We start from the raw sequence: 17,056 nt of genomic DNA, 5'->3' as shown, positions 1-17,056 counted from the left end.
AATATAAAAAAGAGCAGGGTAGAAATCCAATTAAACCAGATTTCTTAACCCTGCTCTTTTTGATTCGACATTTTTTAATAAGTGTTAAAACTATTTGCTTTACATATTAAATAAGTCATTAAATGATTCAACCATTGTAGGATGTGTATAAATATTTTCTTTTAATACTTCATATGATAAGTGTTGGTCAATTGCTAATTTTACTAAGTTAATAATTTCCTCAGATTGTAAGCCGTATAAAGTAACTCCTAATATTTCATTTGTTTCTTTATTAACTACTGCTTTAAACAAACCTCTTGTATCATTGTTTATTTTATGACGCGGAATTGTGTTTACAGGTACTGCATTTTCTAAAATTTGATAACCTTGCGCTTTGGCTTCTTCTGCTGTTAAACCTACACGTGATAATGGCGGATCAATAAATACAGTGTATGGCACAGCACCGCGATTTTCAGTAGTACGTTCGCTATTACCAAATAATTGATCTTTTACAATTCTGAAGTCATCCAATGAAATATACGTGAATTGCATGCCACCTTTAACATCACCTAATGCATAAATATTTGGCACATTCGTTTGTAAGTTTTGGTTTACTTTGATTTCTCCACGTTCGCCAATTTCAACATCCGTATTTTCTAAACCTAAGTCTGTATTAGGTTTACGACCAGTGGCTAGCAATACCGCGTCCGCTTCATAGCTACCTTTCGTTGTGTGTACTGTCGTACCAGATGCATTATCTTCAAAACGCTCTGTATCAGCATTGAATACCAGATTAACACCTTTATTTTCAAGATCTTTTTTAACTTCTGCCACAACATCTTTATCTTCTTTAGGCATAATATCATCATGTTTCTCTAAAACTGTTACTTGTGTATCAAAGTTCGCAAACATAGAAGCAAATTCTAGAGCAATATAACCTCCACCCACAATAACTAAACGCTTAGGTTGCGTTGCCAATTCCATAATGCCAGTAGAATCATATAAATGTTGTGATGTTTCTATACCTTCAATAGATGGAATAATTGGTTGTGCGCCTGTATTAATCACTATATCTTCGGCAGTAATTGTTTCTTGCACCTCACCACTTTCATCTAATAATTCTACTTCATTATTAGACTTAAATGCTGCAGTATAATCTAATACGCTGATATTATCATCATCTGCTAAATTATGATAATTCTTATTGTTTAGCGCATTTACTACATCGTATTTTCTAGAAAAAGCTTGTTCAAATGACCCGTGCGCTAAACCTTCATGTACAAGTGTTTTTGAAGGAATACAACCTATATTAATGCAAGTACCACCATACATTTTTTGAGATTTTTCAACTATAGCTACACTTTTTCCTTGGCCAGACGCAAATTTCGCTAAAGTTTTACCACCTTTACCAAATCCAATAATTAATAAATCATATTTTTTCATAATTGTCCTCCTTAATCGTTTCATTTAAGACATCTTTAATCGTTACATTTTGATAATAATGAATTAATAACTCTTCTTCTTTTTGATGAAATTTAAACATCGTGTTGCCTATTTCTCTTGAAACTTCACAGTCACTGCCTGCATCACCAGTAAATAAGCGCCCTTCCGAACGGTCTTCTTTAAACATCACAAATAACTCAGACAAATTAACATTTGCTGTCATATCATTAGCTTGATATCCTCCAAATTTACCTCTTGAAGTTTCTAAATAATGATGTTGGTTTAACTTACGTGTTACCCTGCGTAATTGAACCGGGTTAATACAAATACGTTCTGCTAATTCATTGCTGCTAAAACGCTCATCATAGTGCTTTAGCAAAAAAGTCAGTAAATGAACTGCTATATTGAATTCTAAATTCATAGAAATCACCTTTTATTTTTAATTGAAACTTTTATAGTTACATTTAAACACATTAAACTATATTGTGCAAAAGTTTTGTTTTGATATTTGCAATGTGTATTAAAAAAGATTGAAAGAGCGTTCAATGTTAAACATTGGCCACACTTTCAATCCTTATTGGACAGTTACATTAATGCACCTCTTATTTTATTGCCATATTCTAAATATGATTTCAGACAACTAAGCATATATACCCAGCCTTCTTTTTGACCTAATAGACGTTCTACATCGTTTTCTTCAATATCTTTTTCTGTAGTAGTTACAATTGTATGGTTATCATCACCATCCAATTCAATAGTCACATGATTATTGCCCCACTTGAAATGAATTGATTCATTTTCAACAATACTTTCTATTAAAATATCGATTTCAGCATTATACTCTTCGTATCGTAAAGTAATCGTTTTACCTTCTTCCCAACGTTTAGAACTAGAAGAAAACCAAAATCCTCCGATATATTCTGGATTGACAAAAGCTTCAAATACTTGATCACTAGATACATTTACTTGCATTTTAGTTACTATATCCAAAATGCCCACAACCTTTCTTTTAAAGTTAAACATTTTATAATCATCTAATAATAAGAACATATAATTATATTGTCTTAAGAGATTCAGCGATTATTAACTGAACAGAAAAAGACTTAACCTTACATGATAAAGAAAACCAGAAATTATTAACATGTGTATCATAAAAACTCGACAAATATACATTTCATTTTCTATCTACTTGCTCTATATTTCATACCCCAAAATGTAAATTTCATTACACTGCTATTAACATAATTGTAAATAACATATAATCTATATAGTATTAATAAATTTGTTATACTTTACTAGTTAGTAAATATTTTTGTTCAGGAGCTAATTATGAAAAATATTCTAAGTACTTACGTATATTATTTAATTATGCTTGTTATTGTTGGCATAATACTGATTAGTCTATATTTTACATATATATGGAACAATAACCAGTCATCAAATCAGGATAAATATCAAAATTTCGCTCAATTAAAATCAGACACAGTGAAACAGCGTGATTGGCAAAGAAATATTAAAAAAACAAACAATAAAGATATACTCATCACTGCCATTCATGGTGGTGGTATAGAACCAGGCACCTCAGAATTAGCTAAAATCATTTCTAAAAAAGGCGACTTTAATTTATATAGTTTTGAAGGATTATTAAAATCAAATAACAAACAATTGCATATTACATCTACCAATTTTGACGATCCTAAATTGAACGAAATGACTAATCGTTCACAAGAATCTATTTCTATACACGGATTTCAAGGCGATAAAGATACCGTTTATATTGGTGGTCAAGATAAAAAAATGGCGCAATCCATAAAAAAAGAATTAGAAAAAGAAGGATTTAATGTAGAAAAAAGTCCAAATAATATTAATGGCCGTTCTTCTAAAAATTTCATTAATGAAAACGACTCAGGTTCAGGTGTTCAACTGGAAATATCTACATCTATTAGAAAATCATTTTTCAAAAAGGACAACTTAAACAGAAAAACGAGAGAAAATACGAATAAATACCGAGATTCAATTTATGATTTCGCAGAAGCTGTCACTAAAGGGATTCATTCACAAACATAAAATTTTATTTTTATCAGTTTACTTGTATCAATGGACTTGATTTTTTTAATAATGAGTATAAAATACTGATTATTAAAATACGAAGGACTTTAATAATGAGACTATTAAACAAGCCGTTATATATGTATTTAATGTTGTTTTCATTAACCACAATCGTTGGAACCTTATTGTTATATTTACCGGTCACAGGTGTAAAACCTTTAAACTTTATAGACGCATTTTTTATTTCTGCCAGTGCCTTCACAGTTACTGGCCTAGCCACTATAGATATATCTAGCCAATTTAATTGGTTAGGCGATACGATTATTTTATTACTTATTCAAATTGGTGGATTAGGAATAGTCACTGTAACACTTTTAACACTTATTCTAATGCATCGAAAAATCAGTTTAAGAAACCGCTATTTGATTATGACAACATGGAACATTGAGACACCTGGTGGCGTCATCAAATTGATTCTACAATTTGTCGTTTATAGTATCTTTACAGAATTCATTGGGGCAATATGTATCGCACTATCATTTATTCCAAAATATGGCATTGGTAAAGGAATATTTTTAAGTGTGTTCACTTCAATTTCTGCTTTTAACAATGCTGGTTTTTCATTATTTAATGACAATATGATGGGCACTGTTAATGACCCTATAATAACTATTATCGTCCCAATCCTTATAATCATGGGTGGCATTGGACCGCTTGTCTTTTTAGATATCGCTACAACTAGGAAGTTAACTAAATTAACCGTACACTCAAAAATTGTATTAACGACATCGGTCATACTGATATTCATTGGTTGGATTGTATTTTACTTTTTAGAATATAACAATTCTATGACACATTTATCATTTTTAGAAAAACTTGGCGCTTCATTCTTTCAGTCTGTTACTACGCGAACTGCTGTTTTTAACAGCGTCGATATCGGTCTAATCACACCACCCACTTCAGTATTATTAATGCTATTAATGTTTATTGGTGGTGCTCCTATCAGCGCTGCAGGTGGTATTAAAGTAACAACTTTAGTCTTAACGTTATTATTTATAAAAAGTACATTAAGAAACGAACAGCACCCTTCTATTTTCAAAAAATCTATAAATAACCATACACTAAAAACTGCTGTGGTCATTACATTTTCTGCCGGAGCATTTGTTATAATCGTCTCATTTATAGTAAGCTATTTAAATTCAGCAATATCTTATACTAAAGTATTATTCGAAGTAATTTCTGCTTTCGGCACTGTTGGACTATCGATGAACTTCACGACATTTTATGATAACCCTACGAAAATAGTTATTGTGCTAACAATGTTAATTGGTAAAATTGGTATACTTACATTTCTCCAATTATTTATTACTGAAAAAAACCAAAAATTTCATTATGCTAAAGAAAATGTGCATCTATAAAGAAATAAAAATAGACCAGAAATTAGCTTTTAATTTCTGGTCTATTACTATTTCACATAAATATTCGTTTCAGTATCGTCTAATCAAATCTTAATAACATTATTTCACTTTTCTTAAAATTGTAGATGTTGTCGCACAAATAATAGTCATTAATACCAAGGTAGTCATAATTACCATATGTGTACCAGATACATCGAATCCTATGCTAAAGTTCCCAGATTGATTATTGATAAAACCGTTAACAAACACAAGCACTAATACACTTATTACACATAAAATACCAATCACATCAAATAAAAATTTAACATATGGATATTTAATACCTTTAGTTAACATCTGTATCACCTCAACTTTTACGAACTTTCTATATAACACATTAACAATTCACTAATTTCGATTACATATAATGTATCACACTATATATAATCATAAAATATTTAGAATTGTTAATCCCATATAAGTCATGATTAAAATATTTCAAAATTGTTGTTATTTTAAGACTCAACTAATCAATCATTAACCAATTGTATACTTTGGGCCAACCTTTTAATTTGTGCGTTGTCTGTTGCATTAATTTCAACCGTTTCTATATCTTGTTCAACTGCATTTTTAGTGACTTGATAAATATCCTCAGGGTTCGAAGATGCGCTTGATTCCCATCTATAAGGTATTTTTTCATAAACATTAATAGTTCCATCCCCATTACTACTATAAGTGATTGAACCACCCACTTTCATTGGCGCTTCTAATTTAACGACATCCTCAGGATACATTGCACTCTTTTCCGCATTTTTATTAACGGGCGTTCCTTTTGGATATTTTTTGACATAAATATTTTTGACATCTTTAACCATACCTAGTTGATGCCAAATACGTGCGTATTCGATTTTTGAAGCACTTAAACCATTTAAATAACTTTTACTATTATCATTATTTTTCATTTTTAAAGCATTATCGTTTTTAGACGTTGGGTCTTTACCCTTGTCATTTTCAGCCGATGAATCTTTATGTAATGATTGATCCGTTTTCACTTCACTTTGTTCTGTAGATTGACGTTCCTCACGTTGATTATTATCTTCATCCTGTTTGTTTGTATCACTGCTTTGTTCAATGTCATTGTTGCTTTCTTCATTGTTCCCGCATGCTGTCAGAATCACTGATAAAAATAATAATGACAGTATTAAACTGAACTTTTTCATTATCTATACCCACCCATAATTTTATATTATTAAAGTAACACGAAATTATGACGTTCACAATTATATTAATAAAAAACAATTTTTGATTTATTAAAAAAACGAGCGCCGTCTAATTAGACGATGCTCGTTCTATGCAACACTTCTATTTTATTTTTAGAATTTGCCCAACTTTTAAACTATTAGAACTCAACTTGTTATCTTTTTTAATTTTATCTACAGTGGTACCTTGATTTTTAGCGATGCTGTATAATGTATCACCTTTTTTAACCGTATATGTCTTAACTAGATATAAGATTTGTCCTTTACTAATATTATCCGACTTTAAATGGTTCCATTTTTTTATGTTTGCCACACTAACTTTACTTCGTTTTGAAATATTATATAGTGTGTCTCCTTCAACCACTTTGTGCGAATCGCCAGTAATGGAATCACTTGGTGTGCTTGGATTTTTCAACTTTAGTACTTGCCCTACAGAAAGCGTGTTGCTCGTTAATTTATTCCATTTCTTAATATTATCTATTGAAACGCCACTTCTTCTCGAAATGCTATACAGCGTATCACCTTTTGATACTTTATATGTGCTGCCAGTAATTGCTCCGTCACTACCTCCACCTGATAGAGATTTATAGTGTTTCTGTACTAAACTGTAAAACTGGTTCATGTTATAACCCCATTGTCCGAAATAGCCAACCGGATCTGAATGATCTGAACCACCCCAATATTGGCTTACCGCATTGTGACTTATAATTGTTCCTGTTCCTTGATTATTGTCAGCAAGCGAAGGTTGTAGCCCATTGGCTTTCAACATTTTTGCAGTTAAATATGCTTGGTTATTAACAGATCTGGCGAACCCATCAAATGTGTTAGATCTTGTTAATTCAATTTGATAAAAATATGGATTGGCATTAGCACCTGCGCCCCAAGCTAAATATTGACTTGGCGCAGTTTGAACAATTTTATCACTACCCGCATACGCATGCACAAACGCACTATTATAATTGTTGTACATGTAATTTACTTCACCATCGATTGTACTGTTCGGATTTGCAGTTTCATGTATTACTACACCAATATATTTACCAGATTTATAATTATACTTTGGTAAGTTATTCATTCTGGAATCTTGTACGATTTTAGCTGGTTTTATATTATTATTTGCTATGTATGTATTTACATCTTGATACGCTCGATTTGCCGAAAAACTTCTCATTTCAGTATTTTGACGTTCACCATCTTTATTATGTAACTTTAAATCTCCTGGTGTTAATGCATTTTTCAATTGCTGTGGACTCATTTTTTGAGCTTTTTCATAATCAATGGCTTTGCTCGTATTTTCTTTGTTTTGTGTATCATTTTTCTTCGTATCTTGCGTGTTTTTATTTTCTTGTGCTGCAATTGCAGTTTGTGACAGTAGCAAGCTCGATACTAATAACAATGAAACACTAAATCTAAACTTCATAACGACATCTCCTTAAATAAAATATTAATACGGTTAATATTAGGTAACCAAAAATTTCACTTACAAAACTTCTTTAATTCATTCTATATTAATATTGAATTAATTACAAAATGAAATATTATTTTATACTTCATATTAATGATGCTTTACCTTTCCAAACCAAAATTAAAATGTCGTCACTCATTTGAGCAACGACATTTTATTAAATATCTGTAAAAACACTAGACAGTATCGCAATCAAAGCCACCACTAACACAAGTACTAAGATGGAATCTATTTTTCTTTGATTACGTTGATTCATAGGTTTTCTGAACTCTTTTAATGCTTTAAAACCTGCGATTAAAACAATAATTAAACAGACTAAATGAAATAACAACGCAAACACAGCCATCACAATCACCCCAAGTCATATTAATAAGATTTTCAAAGCGTATCATTACATAAAAATATAAATCTCTTATGAAAAGGTAATATAATTTATTTATCCATACCCTTTCTATACATTAAACTAACAACCACTTATTTTTCCATTCGAAACTTTGGTTTTGGTTCTATTTCTATAATAAATTATTAACTTATTTTAAAATACCATCGTTTGGCTTTAAACATAATTATTTCAATATCAATTGATAAAAAGCTAAGTCCAACCATCTGCCAAATTTGTAACCGACACTTTTTATATTTCCACAAAATTCAAAGCCATATTTTTCATGTAATTTAATACTAGCGGTATTTGATGCGTCAATACCTGCAATAATCGTCTTATAATTGCTGTTTTTGATATCTTCAATTAATTTAAGTAACAGTTGTGAAGCTATACCTTCATTTCTCGTTTCTGGATCAACATAAATCGAATGTTCTACAGTGTGTTGATACGCTGGCCAATTTCTAAACGAGCCATACGTTGCAAATCCAACAACTTTGCCATCTTTTAAATATACAAAAATGGGTTCGTCTTGCGCTAATTTTTTATGAAACCAAGTTTCTCTTTCTTCAATAGTTACTGGCTCATATGTATAAACTGCAGTCGTATTTAATATTGCATAATTATATATAGTTAAAATCGATTGTAAGTCTGATTGTCGTGCTTGTCTGATCATATCGCTTCACCTCAGGTTCATTGTATATTTAAAGCAAATCTTCAGCAAATCTATGTCATAAAACATAACAAAAACACTCACCATAACCTTTAAGTTATCAAATGAGTGTTTTTCATAAAATGTTTATATATATGCACAAAGCACAAAGTGTATTATTTATTAATAAATTGTAATTCATAAAGTTCTTTTTCATCATACGTATTAAATCTATCTAATTTACCATTGAGCATAATTGTTTTTACTTTTCTACTAACGTTATGGTAATAATTAATTCTAATATTTAAATTAGATTCATAACCATTATTTTGAATTGTACTTTGCAATTCATCAAAAACGTCTTTATTAATTGGTAATAAATAACCTTCTTTACTTGGTAATATACTTACATATTTCTTTTGAATTACGTTATCTTCATTAAGAATAATTTCAATCTCAATATCTTTTGCTGCCCCGCCACCTAGATTAAACAATTTTAAATAATCTTGATGTTCAACAGAATCAGAACTTGTATTAATCATTTGTAATTGATTATCTTTGTCTAAAGAAAGTAAAATTTGATTAAATCCGAGCGCAGGAATAAAACTTATTTTCATTTGGTACAGTTGTATTGAAACTGAAACAAAATAAAATAGCGCCATTATAAAAGTTCCGATAGAACCAATAGCTGAAATAATGTTTATCATACTAAACCACCTTTATATTATCATTGAGAGATGGTTGTTGATTATCGTAATATTTTTACAAAAAAGATCATAATTTCTACCCGTTATAATAAAAATTTTTTCTAACTTTTTGTAAGTCGATTTAACTTAATTATTTTTTTCTAAGTAACTTAATGATAAGAGAAACGATAAATATTAGTACAATTGAGCCAATCAATGCTGGGAAAATTGGTACGCCGCCCCATACTGGGCCCCAAGTACCTAGCAATCTACTACCAATCGCAGAACCAACTAGACCTGCAACAATATTACCAATGATACCTCCTGGGATATCTTTACCTACGATAGCGCCTGCAATCCAACCGATTAGGCCACCTACAATGATCATTATTATAAAACTCATATGCATAAACTCCTTTTTATTTGTATATTTTCAAACACATGAATATTACGATAACCAACATGAAAATACAATACCACAATTACTTTATTTACGTAAATAGTAATTAATATTTTTAAATACAAAAAGACCCCTAATAAAAGGGGCCTTATAACGGGAGTTATGAATCTTCTGCATGCCCAAGGGCACACAGAAAACCCATCTCCTCATTTTCGCACACCCGTGGGCATGCAAAACTAATTATAAAACTACGTGACGCTAATGTAAATCTTAAATTTGTATATTTTAACACTTACTTGATTTCATCTTACAATTTTAGTGATAAATTTCATGCATAACCCCTTATAAATTATAAAATATAATCGCTATTATTACGATAAAGAGAATATCAAAAAGGATTATCTTGATATTTTTTTCCATAACGTGCGGTATCGCACCTATGATTAAGCTTAGTATAATAAGTACGCCAGACCCGTTAACAACATAGTCTAGAAATTTCCATTCAAAGATCAAAGCTAGAATCAATGAGGCAAATACTAATATCAAAGCTGCTATGCCTAATGTGTTTGCTATAACTTCTATTTTCTGATATTTTTTCTTATTATTTTCATGATTCATAAAATTCCTCCAAAATGCTATATGAATATTCATTTTAAAATACTTAAGATTAATATTTATGTTTTTTAAATTTCTGTTAGTGGATTATATAGTGTAGAAAATACTTTAGTTAAGGCTTTTAATGGTTATTTTTCTTTGAAATTTCGATACTTTTATAAAGTAAAAAGCCTGCATTTAAAACAGTTATTATTGCAAAAATCACTGTAATAAAACTATTAAGGTGATTAAACGCTCCAAAAGCAAATAATAGTACTAAAATTACATTCATAAAATTAGCAATTATAAAACTCGTATCCATATTATTTTTCAAATTTCTCACTCCTGTTGAACTAATATTTTTAGAAAAATACCTCACTCATATTTACATAAACTTATATATTAATTTAATTTATTAATAATGTGCTGAATTATCCAGATGTCTGTATAATTATTTAATACAATACCTACACTTAGTAATTATCTTCTCTTTCTTTTCTTTTGTCTCTCAATGCTTGAACCATGTAATAGATATTTCCTGTAGTCACAATTAAAGCACCAATACCTGCTGTAATAGAATTAATGTAAAATGAATAAACAGCAAATATGAGCGCACCTACAAATATAATAAATGAAACAACTATCTCCATATTATTCCACATATAAATACCCCTTTTTGTTATAATAATATTTCCATGCTAACATACTTTTTATAAAATATATGTTGTATCCATCCAAATCATTCTAGGAGTTGACATAATTTGAATAGATTAATTGTTGATATGGGCTTTTGGTATGAAGGACATACACTTTCTTATCCTTTGATATTTTCAGATTGTACAGTTACATATAGTATTTTGGAATTAAAAGTACTTTTAGAATATTACGAAAAGGATTCATGATGGAAGAATTATACAATTGCATTAATGGATTTCGAGACAAAATACAATAATGCTAGATAGTTAATTACATATTTTTGATTCCAAATGTTAAAAAGCAGAGGATTAATATTTGAGGAGTGGAGAAAATGAATAAGAAAATGGCTATACACCATACAATTAATATCATTTTAATGATAACACTCATTATTTTTAATTATACAAATATTGGTGGATTTACCACTTCATTAATATTAGCAGTATTTTTTATGGCTAATGCAATTTTATTAATACGAGCAAGTACGAAAAAAGTTAAAAAAGATGGCGTTACGATAGATGACTATAACAAGAAGTAATATAACTTTATGAGGAGTGATATGATGAAATTTGGCAAATATAAAATTGATGAGTTTTATCTAATCATGATTGGTAGTTTTTTAATAACATCTATTTTTGTACCATTCATGCTCATTTCAGCTGTGTTAATGGTTATTTTAGGATTAGAAAAAGATGAATAATATAACAAAGGGGTTTTTAGATGGATGAACAAGCAATTCAACACTTTTCTGAATCTTTAAGCGGGCTGATTAATTATATCAACTGGGGTTCTATGCTTTCATTTATAGCAACTCTAATTGTCACTATTAAAAAGCTTTCACCTATGGATTCTTCTGTAGACGTAAAAATCATAAAAAATATCAAGCCTGCGATGTTTCCAATTGCCCTCATCATAATAACAACTATTATGATTGTTGTATTAAACGCATTAGCTGTATCATTTTTTAATGAATTTTCAATAAAACCTTATTTTTATTTATATGTTAATTTAGGAATTTTCGTTATTTGGTTTATAATTTATTTCCTCTTAGGATTTCAATCAAAATTAAGGACCTCTTTGATATCCTATGACATGACTGAATATCAAAAACACCTATATGCTCATAATAAACAAAAAAGAAAAACTGAACTTAAAGTTTTTTCTAGGGTCAGCAATAAAAAGTTGCTTTCAAATTTCAAATTTAATTTTTATAGAAAAATGATTGAAAAACGTTATCCTAAAACAAAACAATACTCGCGTTTAAAAATCACAATCCTTTATAGATATATTATTTTAATTTTTATTTTTTTAGGTAGTCTTATAAATGGTTTTTTAATCTTTATACTTTCACTTGCTGGCAAAGATCCTATGATTATCCTTATCTATGCCTTTATAATACTTATATTATCAATACAATTTTTCTATACATACAATTACAGTATTACTATGAAAAACTATGACCACTTAAAGCACTATAGAGAAAATAATACTGAATCCGACAAGAAAAGATAACATATGGCATGAGCAAATTCACTAATAAGTATAATCAAACTCAATATCGGTTCTATGAGAAGAACAAAGACCCATACACAGACAAATGGGAACGTGTAATCGGTTGTCTAAATAAAATGAAGAACATTCGCATAAAGAATCTCATTGCTCTTAAATGACCGTATAGAGAACAAGTTAGATGATAAGTATATAGATAGGTTATATATTTACCAACACTGCTTGTAATCCTTTTGACTTAAACAAGGTGAACAATATAATTAAGTTAGTTCAATTAGTATGCGTGTCACAACACACACTACGTCATACGCATATATCTACACTTGCTCAATTAGGAATAAACCTAAAAGCTATACAAGATAGAGTTGGTCACAGTGATTATAAAATCACACTAGAAATATACACCCATCTTACAGATCAAGTGGCTAAAGATATGATGAACATATTAGAAAGGATGTATATATAGTGAACACTAAGAACTTTAAATTTACCAATCTTATATTTTACATTATTATAACTTGTCTTATTTTTATCATTTCAACTAACACTCCTCAGTTACTAGACAAAACGAATTTACCTAATGACATACCACAATTATTTAGCGGTTTATTGTTCACATTACTTACCATTAGTTTTATTCTATTTATCTACAAGCAAACAAATAAGAATATCATAACTGATATAGGTTTATTAAAAAAAGCTAATAGACCATTAATTATTACTTTAGTATTACCGATAATCTTATTCATGCTATCAATCCTTTTAGGTTTTGCAACCGGAACATTACATAACTTATCTTTGAGTTCCGATGGCAGTGCTTGGTATGCTTTTCTTTTAAATATTTTAGTAGCTTTTTTATATGAAGCTTTCCCAGAAGAGTTACTAATGCGAGGCGTTATATTTAGCGAGTTACGAAAAAAGCTTTCTTTTTTCTCCACATTATTTTTATTACCTTTTATATTTACAATAATTGGATTTCTAAGTCACTTAATTGGTACACTTATTACCACAGGGAACTTAACATTCCCTCCTTTGGTATTATCAATACAGTTATATATTTTTGGAATAACATTACAATTATACAGAGAATATTCAAACTCGATCTGGCCTAGTGTACTATTCCATTTAATTTGCTTAGAACTAACGAGATACGTTTTCAACCAACAAAATAATCCTATCATAGTATTCAATGAATCTTTTACAGGTAGTATGTTATTAATTGGTTTATTCTTAACTATGTATCTAGGTAGTATTATCACATTATCTATATTACTTATATTTAAAAGAAAAAGTAAAAAGTGCCCTTTTCACAAATAAAAATCCACAAAAATAACCCCGTAGGTATATGCCTACGGGGTTTTCAGATACAATATCTATTATTGTTCTTCTTTAACATATCACCATTCCATAAGTTACCACCAACGCTCAAAACCCTGACATTTCAGCATTTACAAACATACATTTTTGTTTTGAAAGTCTATGAACATTCATATTATTTCGCATCTTTGCGAAATTTTTGCGAAATTTTAATTTCAAGTTAATCATTTTTCTGCCATTTCAATTTAAAACGAAATTATGTTACTAACATTAGTATACTTGCAACTATCTTTTAAACAAAAGTAATCATGCTTTTTAATTGCTTTTATCAAACTGTTTTAAAGCTAAAACTTTCATCAATTTTCCAAATGTTTTCTTTATACTCACAATATTAATCCTATATAAGTATGGTAAATATAATTATCCATCTTATAACTTCTCAACGCAACACAGACCTTCTCTCAGAACGTGAAATATATCCCTACCTTTTATAAAATAGAGAGGTATGGAATTTACAAACTTATTATTACATTTTATTTATTACCATTTTTATATTACTAAACATAACTTCATATATATATAGATACATAAACAATATTAAAACTTGAGTTTTTTCATTAGTACATACTCTTTTTTTGAGGTCTTATTTCATTAATCACTATCTCAAATGTGTTGTTATAACTACGATTGCCCATCACAACTCTGACATTCGCTCTGTGCTGCATCGAGAAATGAATTAATGTATAGTTGTTCGTAAAATGTTCCATAATCTCCTATAATTTCCATCGAATTATAAGTGTTTTATAACTTAATATCTTTAATCATAACTTTTTGTTATCACTATTTATTTTTAAATGTAGTACAATTAAGTTAATAATTTATTTTTAAGGGAGACTATTAAATGAAAAAGGTTTTATTTTTATTATTAGCAAGTTTTTTAGTATTAGCTGCATGTGGGAACAAAGAAGAAAGTAAGTTGGAAGATAACAAAGAAACAAAATCATCTAGCAAAGAAAGCAAGAAAGATGATAAGAAGTCTGATGATGATAAAGAATCAGATAAAGAAAAAGATAAATCAGATGATACGTCTAACGGCTCTGATAAAGCAAAAGAAGCAGACAATGTGCAAAATAAACAAACAAATGAGAATGAAGAACAAACAACTAGTGAAAACGAATCACAAAACAGAGCGTTAACTAAAGAAGAAATATCTCAACAAATGAAAAATGGCGTTAATGTTAATGGCATGGTAGATGCTGATGGTGATACGTGGTATCAAGCACCTGGCAATGGCGATGTTGTTGGTTATACCAAACCCGATGGCACACAATGCACAGTTGGTGGATGTGTAACACCTGCTCAACAAGAAAGAATGGATGCAGAACAAGACAATGAAGAACAATATGATGAAACAGATGATGTCAATGCTGAAATAAATTCTGCTGAAACGGAAGATGAACAGGTAGAGGCTTTACGCAAAAAATATAATGGTGGTTTATCTTCTGGAGAATTACAAACTAAAACAGCAATTGAGCAAGGTTATTATGATGGAGATGATGCTGATGAAGTTTATAATAAAATAGAAGAACGCGAAGCTGAAATTGAATCAGGAAAATATGATCAATACAAAAACTAATTACTTGGGCGCCTTACCGCGCCCTATATATTTTATCTCTTAGGGTCGAAAATAATTTATAAAATTTGTTAAAATGATGTTTAAGATGGTTCATTATGGTTATATATTAATTAGGCAAAGCGTCAATTCTTTTACATTAATTTTGTATATTGATATTTTCCCTACAGCCTGCACTTTATTTAGTGCAGGTTATTTTATGTCTACAATATCCATCAAGCTAATTTTACTTAACTCATCTTCTACATGGATGTATAAGCATTCCTCTAAGTCACCCACCTTGTGAATGATACCCTTTACATTTTCAATATATCCATTTTTATAATAACTTACAATAATCGATGGATCATGAAACATCTTATATACTAATGTATCATTTAACTCGTTTAATTGATCTTCACTTAATATAGGTCTCTCAATTTTATTTTGGTCTAGTATGTATTGCTCTAATCTTTCGTATTGCTCAGGCATTGTCTTGAAAGGTTGCCATTTAACCATGCCACGTCCTTGTGGTATGCGTGGATTAAGATATTCACGTGGTATTTTACGATAGTCTGTTTCATTTTTATATTTATCTGGCATCATAGTATCACCTCAATAAATATAATAGAACTTATGTTCGTTATTGTAAATAAAAAAAAGACAGACTAGACCGTCTGCCTTATAAATTAAGAGTTATAATGCTAAAAACTGATAAATACATTTTAACATGACATTGAACTATCAAGCAAATAACCGCCCCGTAACATACTTTGGCAATTGGTATGAGCAAAAATTAATAATTATAAAATAATATATATAGCTGTATGTAAGTTTACTATAGCATTAAATATCAGAATAAGCCTATTTTATACTCACTCTAATGTGATTAAAAGAAAAAATTTAGTTGTATAATAACCAAATAAAAAAGACGACTTTAAAAGTCGTCTAGTGTGTATTCGTTTGAAAGTGATAAGTGAGTCCATTACCTATTATATACAATTTTAGTTATATTGCAAATATTTAATCATTTTAACTATTAACTTGTCTAACATCTGCTTAACTCTCTGCTCGCCTACTTCGAATATACGAGCCATATCTTTGTAAGTTTTCCCCTCTACCATCAGTAAAAACAAATTAAACTCTTTGAATGTTCCTACTGTTTCGGCGGCCAATTCTAGCTCGTTTAAAAATATCGCATCTTCTGTATTCATTTGATCTATACGCTTATGGCCAACTTCAGCACCTAACTCAAAGAAATCATCTGTTTCAATGGGTTTATCTTCATAATCATCGTTAATATGCTCGTGACAACTCAATATAAACTGTTTAATCGTCTTTTTATCATACATAGCCGATTTCACTCGCCAATCGATCTAATATAGACGTTCTAGCACGCAACAATGCCCTTTGTTTAATACCGATGATGTCGCAAATAACGTCATCTGATAAGTTTTCCTTGTCCCACCACGTCAACTTGATAACTTGTTGCTTTAATAAAGAAGAATCATTATATACAGCAGTAATCCCTTTAGCTATATCGCATATATTTCGATATTGAAGGTCATTAACGCTATGAGGTCGGTTAATATACCAGTCACACAATCTGTGATAGTTCA

24 protein-coding genes and 2 pseudogenes are annotated in these 17,056 nt (G+C 29.7%); 10 read left to right on the top strand and 16 right to left on the bottom strand.

Translation table 11 applies throughout. The features are described 5' to 3' along the window. Positions 1-99: 99 nt before the first annotated feature. The 3 genes from merA to KA856_RS04700 form a co-directional block, all read right to left on the bottom strand. Complete coding sequence (merA, locus tag KA856_RS04710; protein WP_107383849.1) at positions 100-1,422, bottom strand: hypothiocyanous acid reductase MerA; 1,323 nt, start codon at positions 1,420-1,422, stop codon at positions 100-102. Further along, complete coding sequence (gene hypR / locus KA856_RS04705; RefSeq protein WP_107383848.1) at positions 1,409-1,843, bottom strand: redox-sensitive transcriptional regulator HypR; 435 nt, start codon at positions 1,841-1,843, stop codon at positions 1,409-1,411. The genes merA and hypR overlap by 14 nt, the downstream gene beginning before the upstream one ends. A 164-nt stretch (positions 1,844-2,007) precedes the next feature. Next, positions 2,008-2,412, bottom strand: a complete 405-nt coding sequence (locus KA856_RS04700; RefSeq protein WP_107383881.1) for an SRPBCC domain-containing protein — start codon at positions 2,410-2,412, stop codon at positions 2,008-2,010. A gap of 339 nt (positions 2,413-2,751) precedes the next feature. On the opposite strand from KA856_RS04700, the gene KA856_RS04695 reads away from it, so the two are divergent. Further along, complete coding sequence (locus KA856_RS04695) at positions 2,752-3,489, top strand: poly-gamma-glutamate hydrolase family protein (RefSeq protein WP_107383847.1); 738 nt, start codon at positions 2,752-2,754, stop codon at positions 3,487-3,489. Between the two features lie 95 nt (positions 3,490-3,584). Beyond that, positions 3,585-4,889: a TrkH family potassium uptake protein gene (locus KA856_RS04690; RefSeq protein WP_210138531.1), complete on the top strand. Its 1,305-nt coding sequence runs from the start codon at positions 3,585-3,587 to the stop codon at positions 4,887-4,889. 99 nt (positions 4,890-4,988) lie between these two features. Here KA856_RS04690 and KA856_RS04685 read toward each other — a convergent pair whose 3' ends face one another. The 10 genes from KA856_RS04685 to KA856_RS04640 form a co-directional block, all read right to left on the bottom strand. After that, positions 4,989-5,225 carry a hypothetical protein gene (locus tag KA856_RS04685; protein WP_107383845.1) on the bottom strand — a complete coding sequence of 79 codons (237 nt, stop codon included), beginning with the start codon at positions 5,223-5,225 and terminating at the stop codon, positions 4,989-4,991. A 173-nt stretch (positions 5,226-5,398) separates the two neighbouring features. Continuing rightward, the gene (locus KA856_RS04680) at positions 5,399-6,088 is read right to left on the bottom strand and encodes a hypothetical protein (RefSeq protein WP_210138530.1); all 690 of its coding nucleotides are present in this window, start codon (positions 6,086-6,088) and stop codon (positions 5,399-5,401) included. A gap of 142 nt (positions 6,089-6,230) precedes the next feature. Then, positions 6,231-7,547 carry a peptidoglycan recognition protein family protein gene (locus KA856_RS04675; protein WP_107383843.1) on the bottom strand — a complete coding sequence of 439 codons (1,317 nt, stop codon included), beginning with the start codon at positions 7,545-7,547 and terminating at the stop codon, positions 6,231-6,233. A gap of 202 nt (positions 7,548-7,749) precedes the next feature. Continuing rightward, positions 7,750-7,938, bottom strand: a complete 189-nt coding sequence (locus KA856_RS04670; RefSeq protein WP_046207074.1) for a hypothetical protein — start codon at positions 7,936-7,938, stop codon at positions 7,750-7,752. A gap of 220 nt (positions 7,939-8,158) precedes the next feature. Continuing rightward, positions 8,159-8,647 (bottom strand): GNAT family N-acetyltransferase, encoded by a 489-nt coding sequence (locus tag KA856_RS04665; protein WP_107385947.1) that lies wholly within the window; start codon positions 8,645-8,647, stop codon positions 8,159-8,161. A 152-nt stretch (positions 8,648-8,799) separates the two neighbouring features. After that, positions 8,800-9,330, bottom strand: a complete 531-nt coding sequence (locus KA856_RS04660; protein ID WP_107383841.1) for a hypothetical protein — start codon at positions 9,328-9,330, stop codon at positions 8,800-8,802. A 130-nt stretch (positions 9,331-9,460) separates the two neighbouring features. Next, positions 9,461-9,712, bottom strand: a complete 252-nt coding sequence (locus KA856_RS04655; protein WP_107383840.1) for a GlsB/YeaQ/YmgE family stress response membrane protein — start codon at positions 9,710-9,712, stop codon at positions 9,461-9,463. A 339-nt stretch (positions 9,713-10,051) separates the two neighbouring features. Continuing rightward, positions 10,052-10,327 (bottom strand): hypothetical protein, encoded by a 276-nt coding sequence (locus KA856_RS04650; RefSeq protein WP_107383839.1) that lies wholly within the window; start codon positions 10,325-10,327, stop codon positions 10,052-10,054. A gap of 118 nt (positions 10,328-10,445) precedes the next feature. After that, positions 10,446-10,646: a hypothetical protein gene (locus KA856_RS04645; protein WP_233431507.1), complete on the bottom strand. Its 201-nt coding sequence runs from the start codon at positions 10,644-10,646 to the stop codon at positions 10,446-10,448. Between the two features lie 130 nt (positions 10,647-10,776). After that, complete coding sequence (locus KA856_RS04640) at positions 10,777-10,965, bottom strand: hypothetical protein (RefSeq protein ID WP_107385948.1); 189 nt, start codon at positions 10,963-10,965, stop codon at positions 10,777-10,779. Positions 10,966-11,064: 99 nt separating this feature from the next. Between KA856_RS04640 and KA856_RS04635 the strand changes: the two genes are divergently transcribed. The 8 genes and pseudogenes from KA856_RS04635 to KA856_RS04605 all read left to right on the top strand — a co-directional run bounded on the left by KA856_RS04635 (position 11,065) and on the right by KA856_RS04605 (position 15,461). Then, positions 11,065-11,205, top strand: coding sequence for a hypothetical protein (locus tag KA856_RS04635; protein WP_154409604.1), 141 nt, complete (start codon positions 11,065-11,067; stop codon positions 11,203-11,205). A gap of 125 nt (positions 11,206-11,330) precedes the next feature. Then, positions 11,331-11,537 carry a hypothetical protein gene (locus tag KA856_RS04630; protein ID WP_107383836.1) on the top strand — a complete coding sequence of 69 codons (207 nt, stop codon included), beginning with the start codon at positions 11,331-11,333 and terminating at the stop codon, positions 11,535-11,537. Between the two features lie 24 nt (positions 11,538-11,561). Beyond that, the gene (locus KA856_RS04625; protein WP_181187407.1) at positions 11,562-11,699 is read left to right on the top strand and encodes a hypothetical protein; all 138 of its coding nucleotides are present in this window, start codon (positions 11,562-11,564) and stop codon (positions 11,697-11,699) included. Between the two features lie 20 nt (positions 11,700-11,719). Beyond that, positions 11,720-12,511 carry a hypothetical protein gene (locus KA856_RS04620; RefSeq protein ID WP_107524090.1) on the top strand — a complete coding sequence of 264 codons (792 nt, stop codon included), beginning with the start codon at positions 11,720-11,722 and terminating at the stop codon, positions 12,509-12,511. A gap of 8 nt (positions 12,512-12,519) precedes the next feature. After that, positions 12,520-12,627: pseudogene (locus tag KA856_RS14110) on the top strand (hypothetical protein); the annotation flags it as partial. 28 nt (positions 12,628-12,655) lie between these two features. After that, positions 12,656-12,974, top strand: a pseudogene (locus KA856_RS04615) (tyrosine-type recombinase/integrase); the annotation flags it as partial. Beyond that, positions 12,974-13,825, top strand: a complete 852-nt coding sequence (locus KA856_RS04610; RefSeq protein WP_157947966.1) for a CPBP family intramembrane glutamic endopeptidase — start codon at positions 12,974-12,976, stop codon at positions 13,823-13,825. The pseudogene KA856_RS04615 and the gene KA856_RS04610, both read left to right, overlap by 1 nt. 901 nt (positions 13,826-14,726) lie before the next feature. Then, the gene (locus tag KA856_RS04605; RefSeq protein ID WP_040030192.1) at positions 14,727-15,461 is read left to right on the top strand and encodes a hypothetical protein; all 735 of its coding nucleotides are present in this window, start codon (positions 14,727-14,729) and stop codon (positions 15,459-15,461) included. 189 nt (positions 15,462-15,650) lie between these two features. Here KA856_RS04605 and KA856_RS04600 read toward each other — a convergent pair whose 3' ends face one another. The 3 genes from KA856_RS04600 to KA856_RS04590 form a co-directional block, all read right to left on the bottom strand. Then, positions 15,651-16,043: a YolD-like family protein gene (locus tag KA856_RS04600; RefSeq protein WP_107525553.1), complete on the bottom strand. Its 393-nt coding sequence runs from the start codon at positions 16,041-16,043 to the stop codon at positions 15,651-15,653. A gap of 398 nt (positions 16,044-16,441) precedes the next feature. Further along, on the bottom strand, positions 16,442-16,789 hold the full coding sequence (locus KA856_RS04595; RefSeq protein WP_150822751.1) for a hypothetical protein: 348 nt from the start codon (positions 16,787-16,789) through the stop codon (positions 16,442-16,444). Then, on the bottom strand, positions 16,782-17,056 hold a 275-nt coding region (locus KA856_RS04590), incomplete at its 5' end, for a hypothetical protein (RefSeq protein WP_210138529.1). The genes KA856_RS04590 and KA856_RS04595, both read right to left, overlap by 8 nt.

It is taken from the genome of Staphylococcus sp. GDB9P120P, assembly GCF_017893435.1.
GTDB lineage: Bacteria > Bacillota > Bacilli > Staphylococcales > Staphylococcaceae > Staphylococcus > Staphylococcus cohnii.
Note: the sequence above shows the minus strand (reverse complement) of the source record. Positions and strands in the feature narration are given on the sequence as shown.

Excerpts from the sequence above, each read along its gene's own strand:
- merA (WP_107383849.1), bottom strand. The coding sequence starts at position 1,422 with ATGAAAAAATATGATTTATTAATTATTGGATTTGGTAAAGGTGGTAAA.
- hypR (WP_107383848.1), bottom strand. The coding sequence starts at position 1,843 with ATGAATTTAGAATTCAATATAGCAGTTCATTTACTGACTTTTTTGCTA.
- KA856_RS04695 (WP_107383847.1), top strand. The coding sequence starts at position 2,752 with ATGAAAAATATTCTAAGTACTTACGTATATTATTTAATTATGCTTGTT.
- KA856_RS04690 (WP_210138531.1), top strand. The coding sequence starts at position 3,585 with ATGAGACTATTAAACAAGCCGTTATATATGTATTTAATGTTGTTTTCA.
- KA856_RS04685 (WP_107383845.1), bottom strand. The coding sequence starts at position 5,225 with ATGTTAACTAAAGGTATTAAATATCCATATGTTAAATTTTTATTTGAT.
- KA856_RS04680 (WP_210138530.1), bottom strand. The coding sequence starts at position 6,088 with ATGAAAAAGTTCAGTTTAATACTGTCATTATTATTTTTATCAGTGATT.
- KA856_RS04675 (WP_107383843.1), bottom strand. The coding sequence starts at position 7,547 with ATGAAGTTTAGATTTAGTGTTTCATTGTTATTAGTATCGAGCTTGCTA.
- KA856_RS04670 (WP_046207074.1), bottom strand. The coding sequence starts at position 7,938 with ATGGCTGTGTTTGCGTTGTTATTTCATTTAGTCTGTTTAATTATTGTT.
- KA856_RS04665 (WP_107385947.1), bottom strand. The coding sequence starts at position 8,647 with ATGATCAGACAAGCACGACAATCAGACTTACAATCGATTTTAACTATA.
- KA856_RS04660 (WP_107383841.1), bottom strand. The coding sequence starts at position 9,330 with ATGATAAACATTATTTCAGCTATTGGTTCTATCGGAACTTTTATAATG.
- KA856_RS04655 (WP_107383840.1), bottom strand. The coding sequence starts at position 9,712 with ATGAGTTTTATAATAATGATCATTGTAGGTGGCCTAATCGGTTGGATT.
- KA856_RS04650 (WP_107383839.1), bottom strand. The coding sequence starts at position 10,327 with ATGAATCATGAAAATAATAAGAAAAAATATCAGAAAATAGAAGTTATA.
- KA856_RS04640 (WP_107385948.1), bottom strand. The coding sequence starts at position 10,965 with ATGTGGAATAATATGGAGATAGTTGTTTCATTTATTATATTTGTAGGT.
- KA856_RS04630 (WP_107383836.1), top strand. The coding sequence starts at position 11,331 with ATGAATAAGAAAATGGCTATACACCATACAATTAATATCATTTTAATG.
- KA856_RS04625 (WP_181187407.1), top strand. The coding sequence starts at position 11,562 with ATGAAATTTGGCAAATATAAAATTGATGAGTTTTATCTAATCATGATT.
- KA856_RS04620 (WP_107524090.1), top strand. The coding sequence starts at position 11,720 with ATGGATGAACAAGCAATTCAACACTTTTCTGAATCTTTAAGCGGGCTG.
- KA856_RS04605 (WP_040030192.1), top strand. The coding sequence starts at position 14,727 with ATGAAAAAGGTTTTATTTTTATTATTAGCAAGTTTTTTAGTATTAGCT.
- KA856_RS04600 (WP_107525553.1), bottom strand. The coding sequence starts at position 16,043 with ATGATGCCAGATAAATATAAAAATGAAACAGACTATCGTAAAATACCA.
- KA856_RS04595 (WP_150822751.1), bottom strand. The coding sequence starts at position 16,789 with ATGTATGATAAAAAGACGATTAAACAGTTTATATTGAGTTGTCACGAG.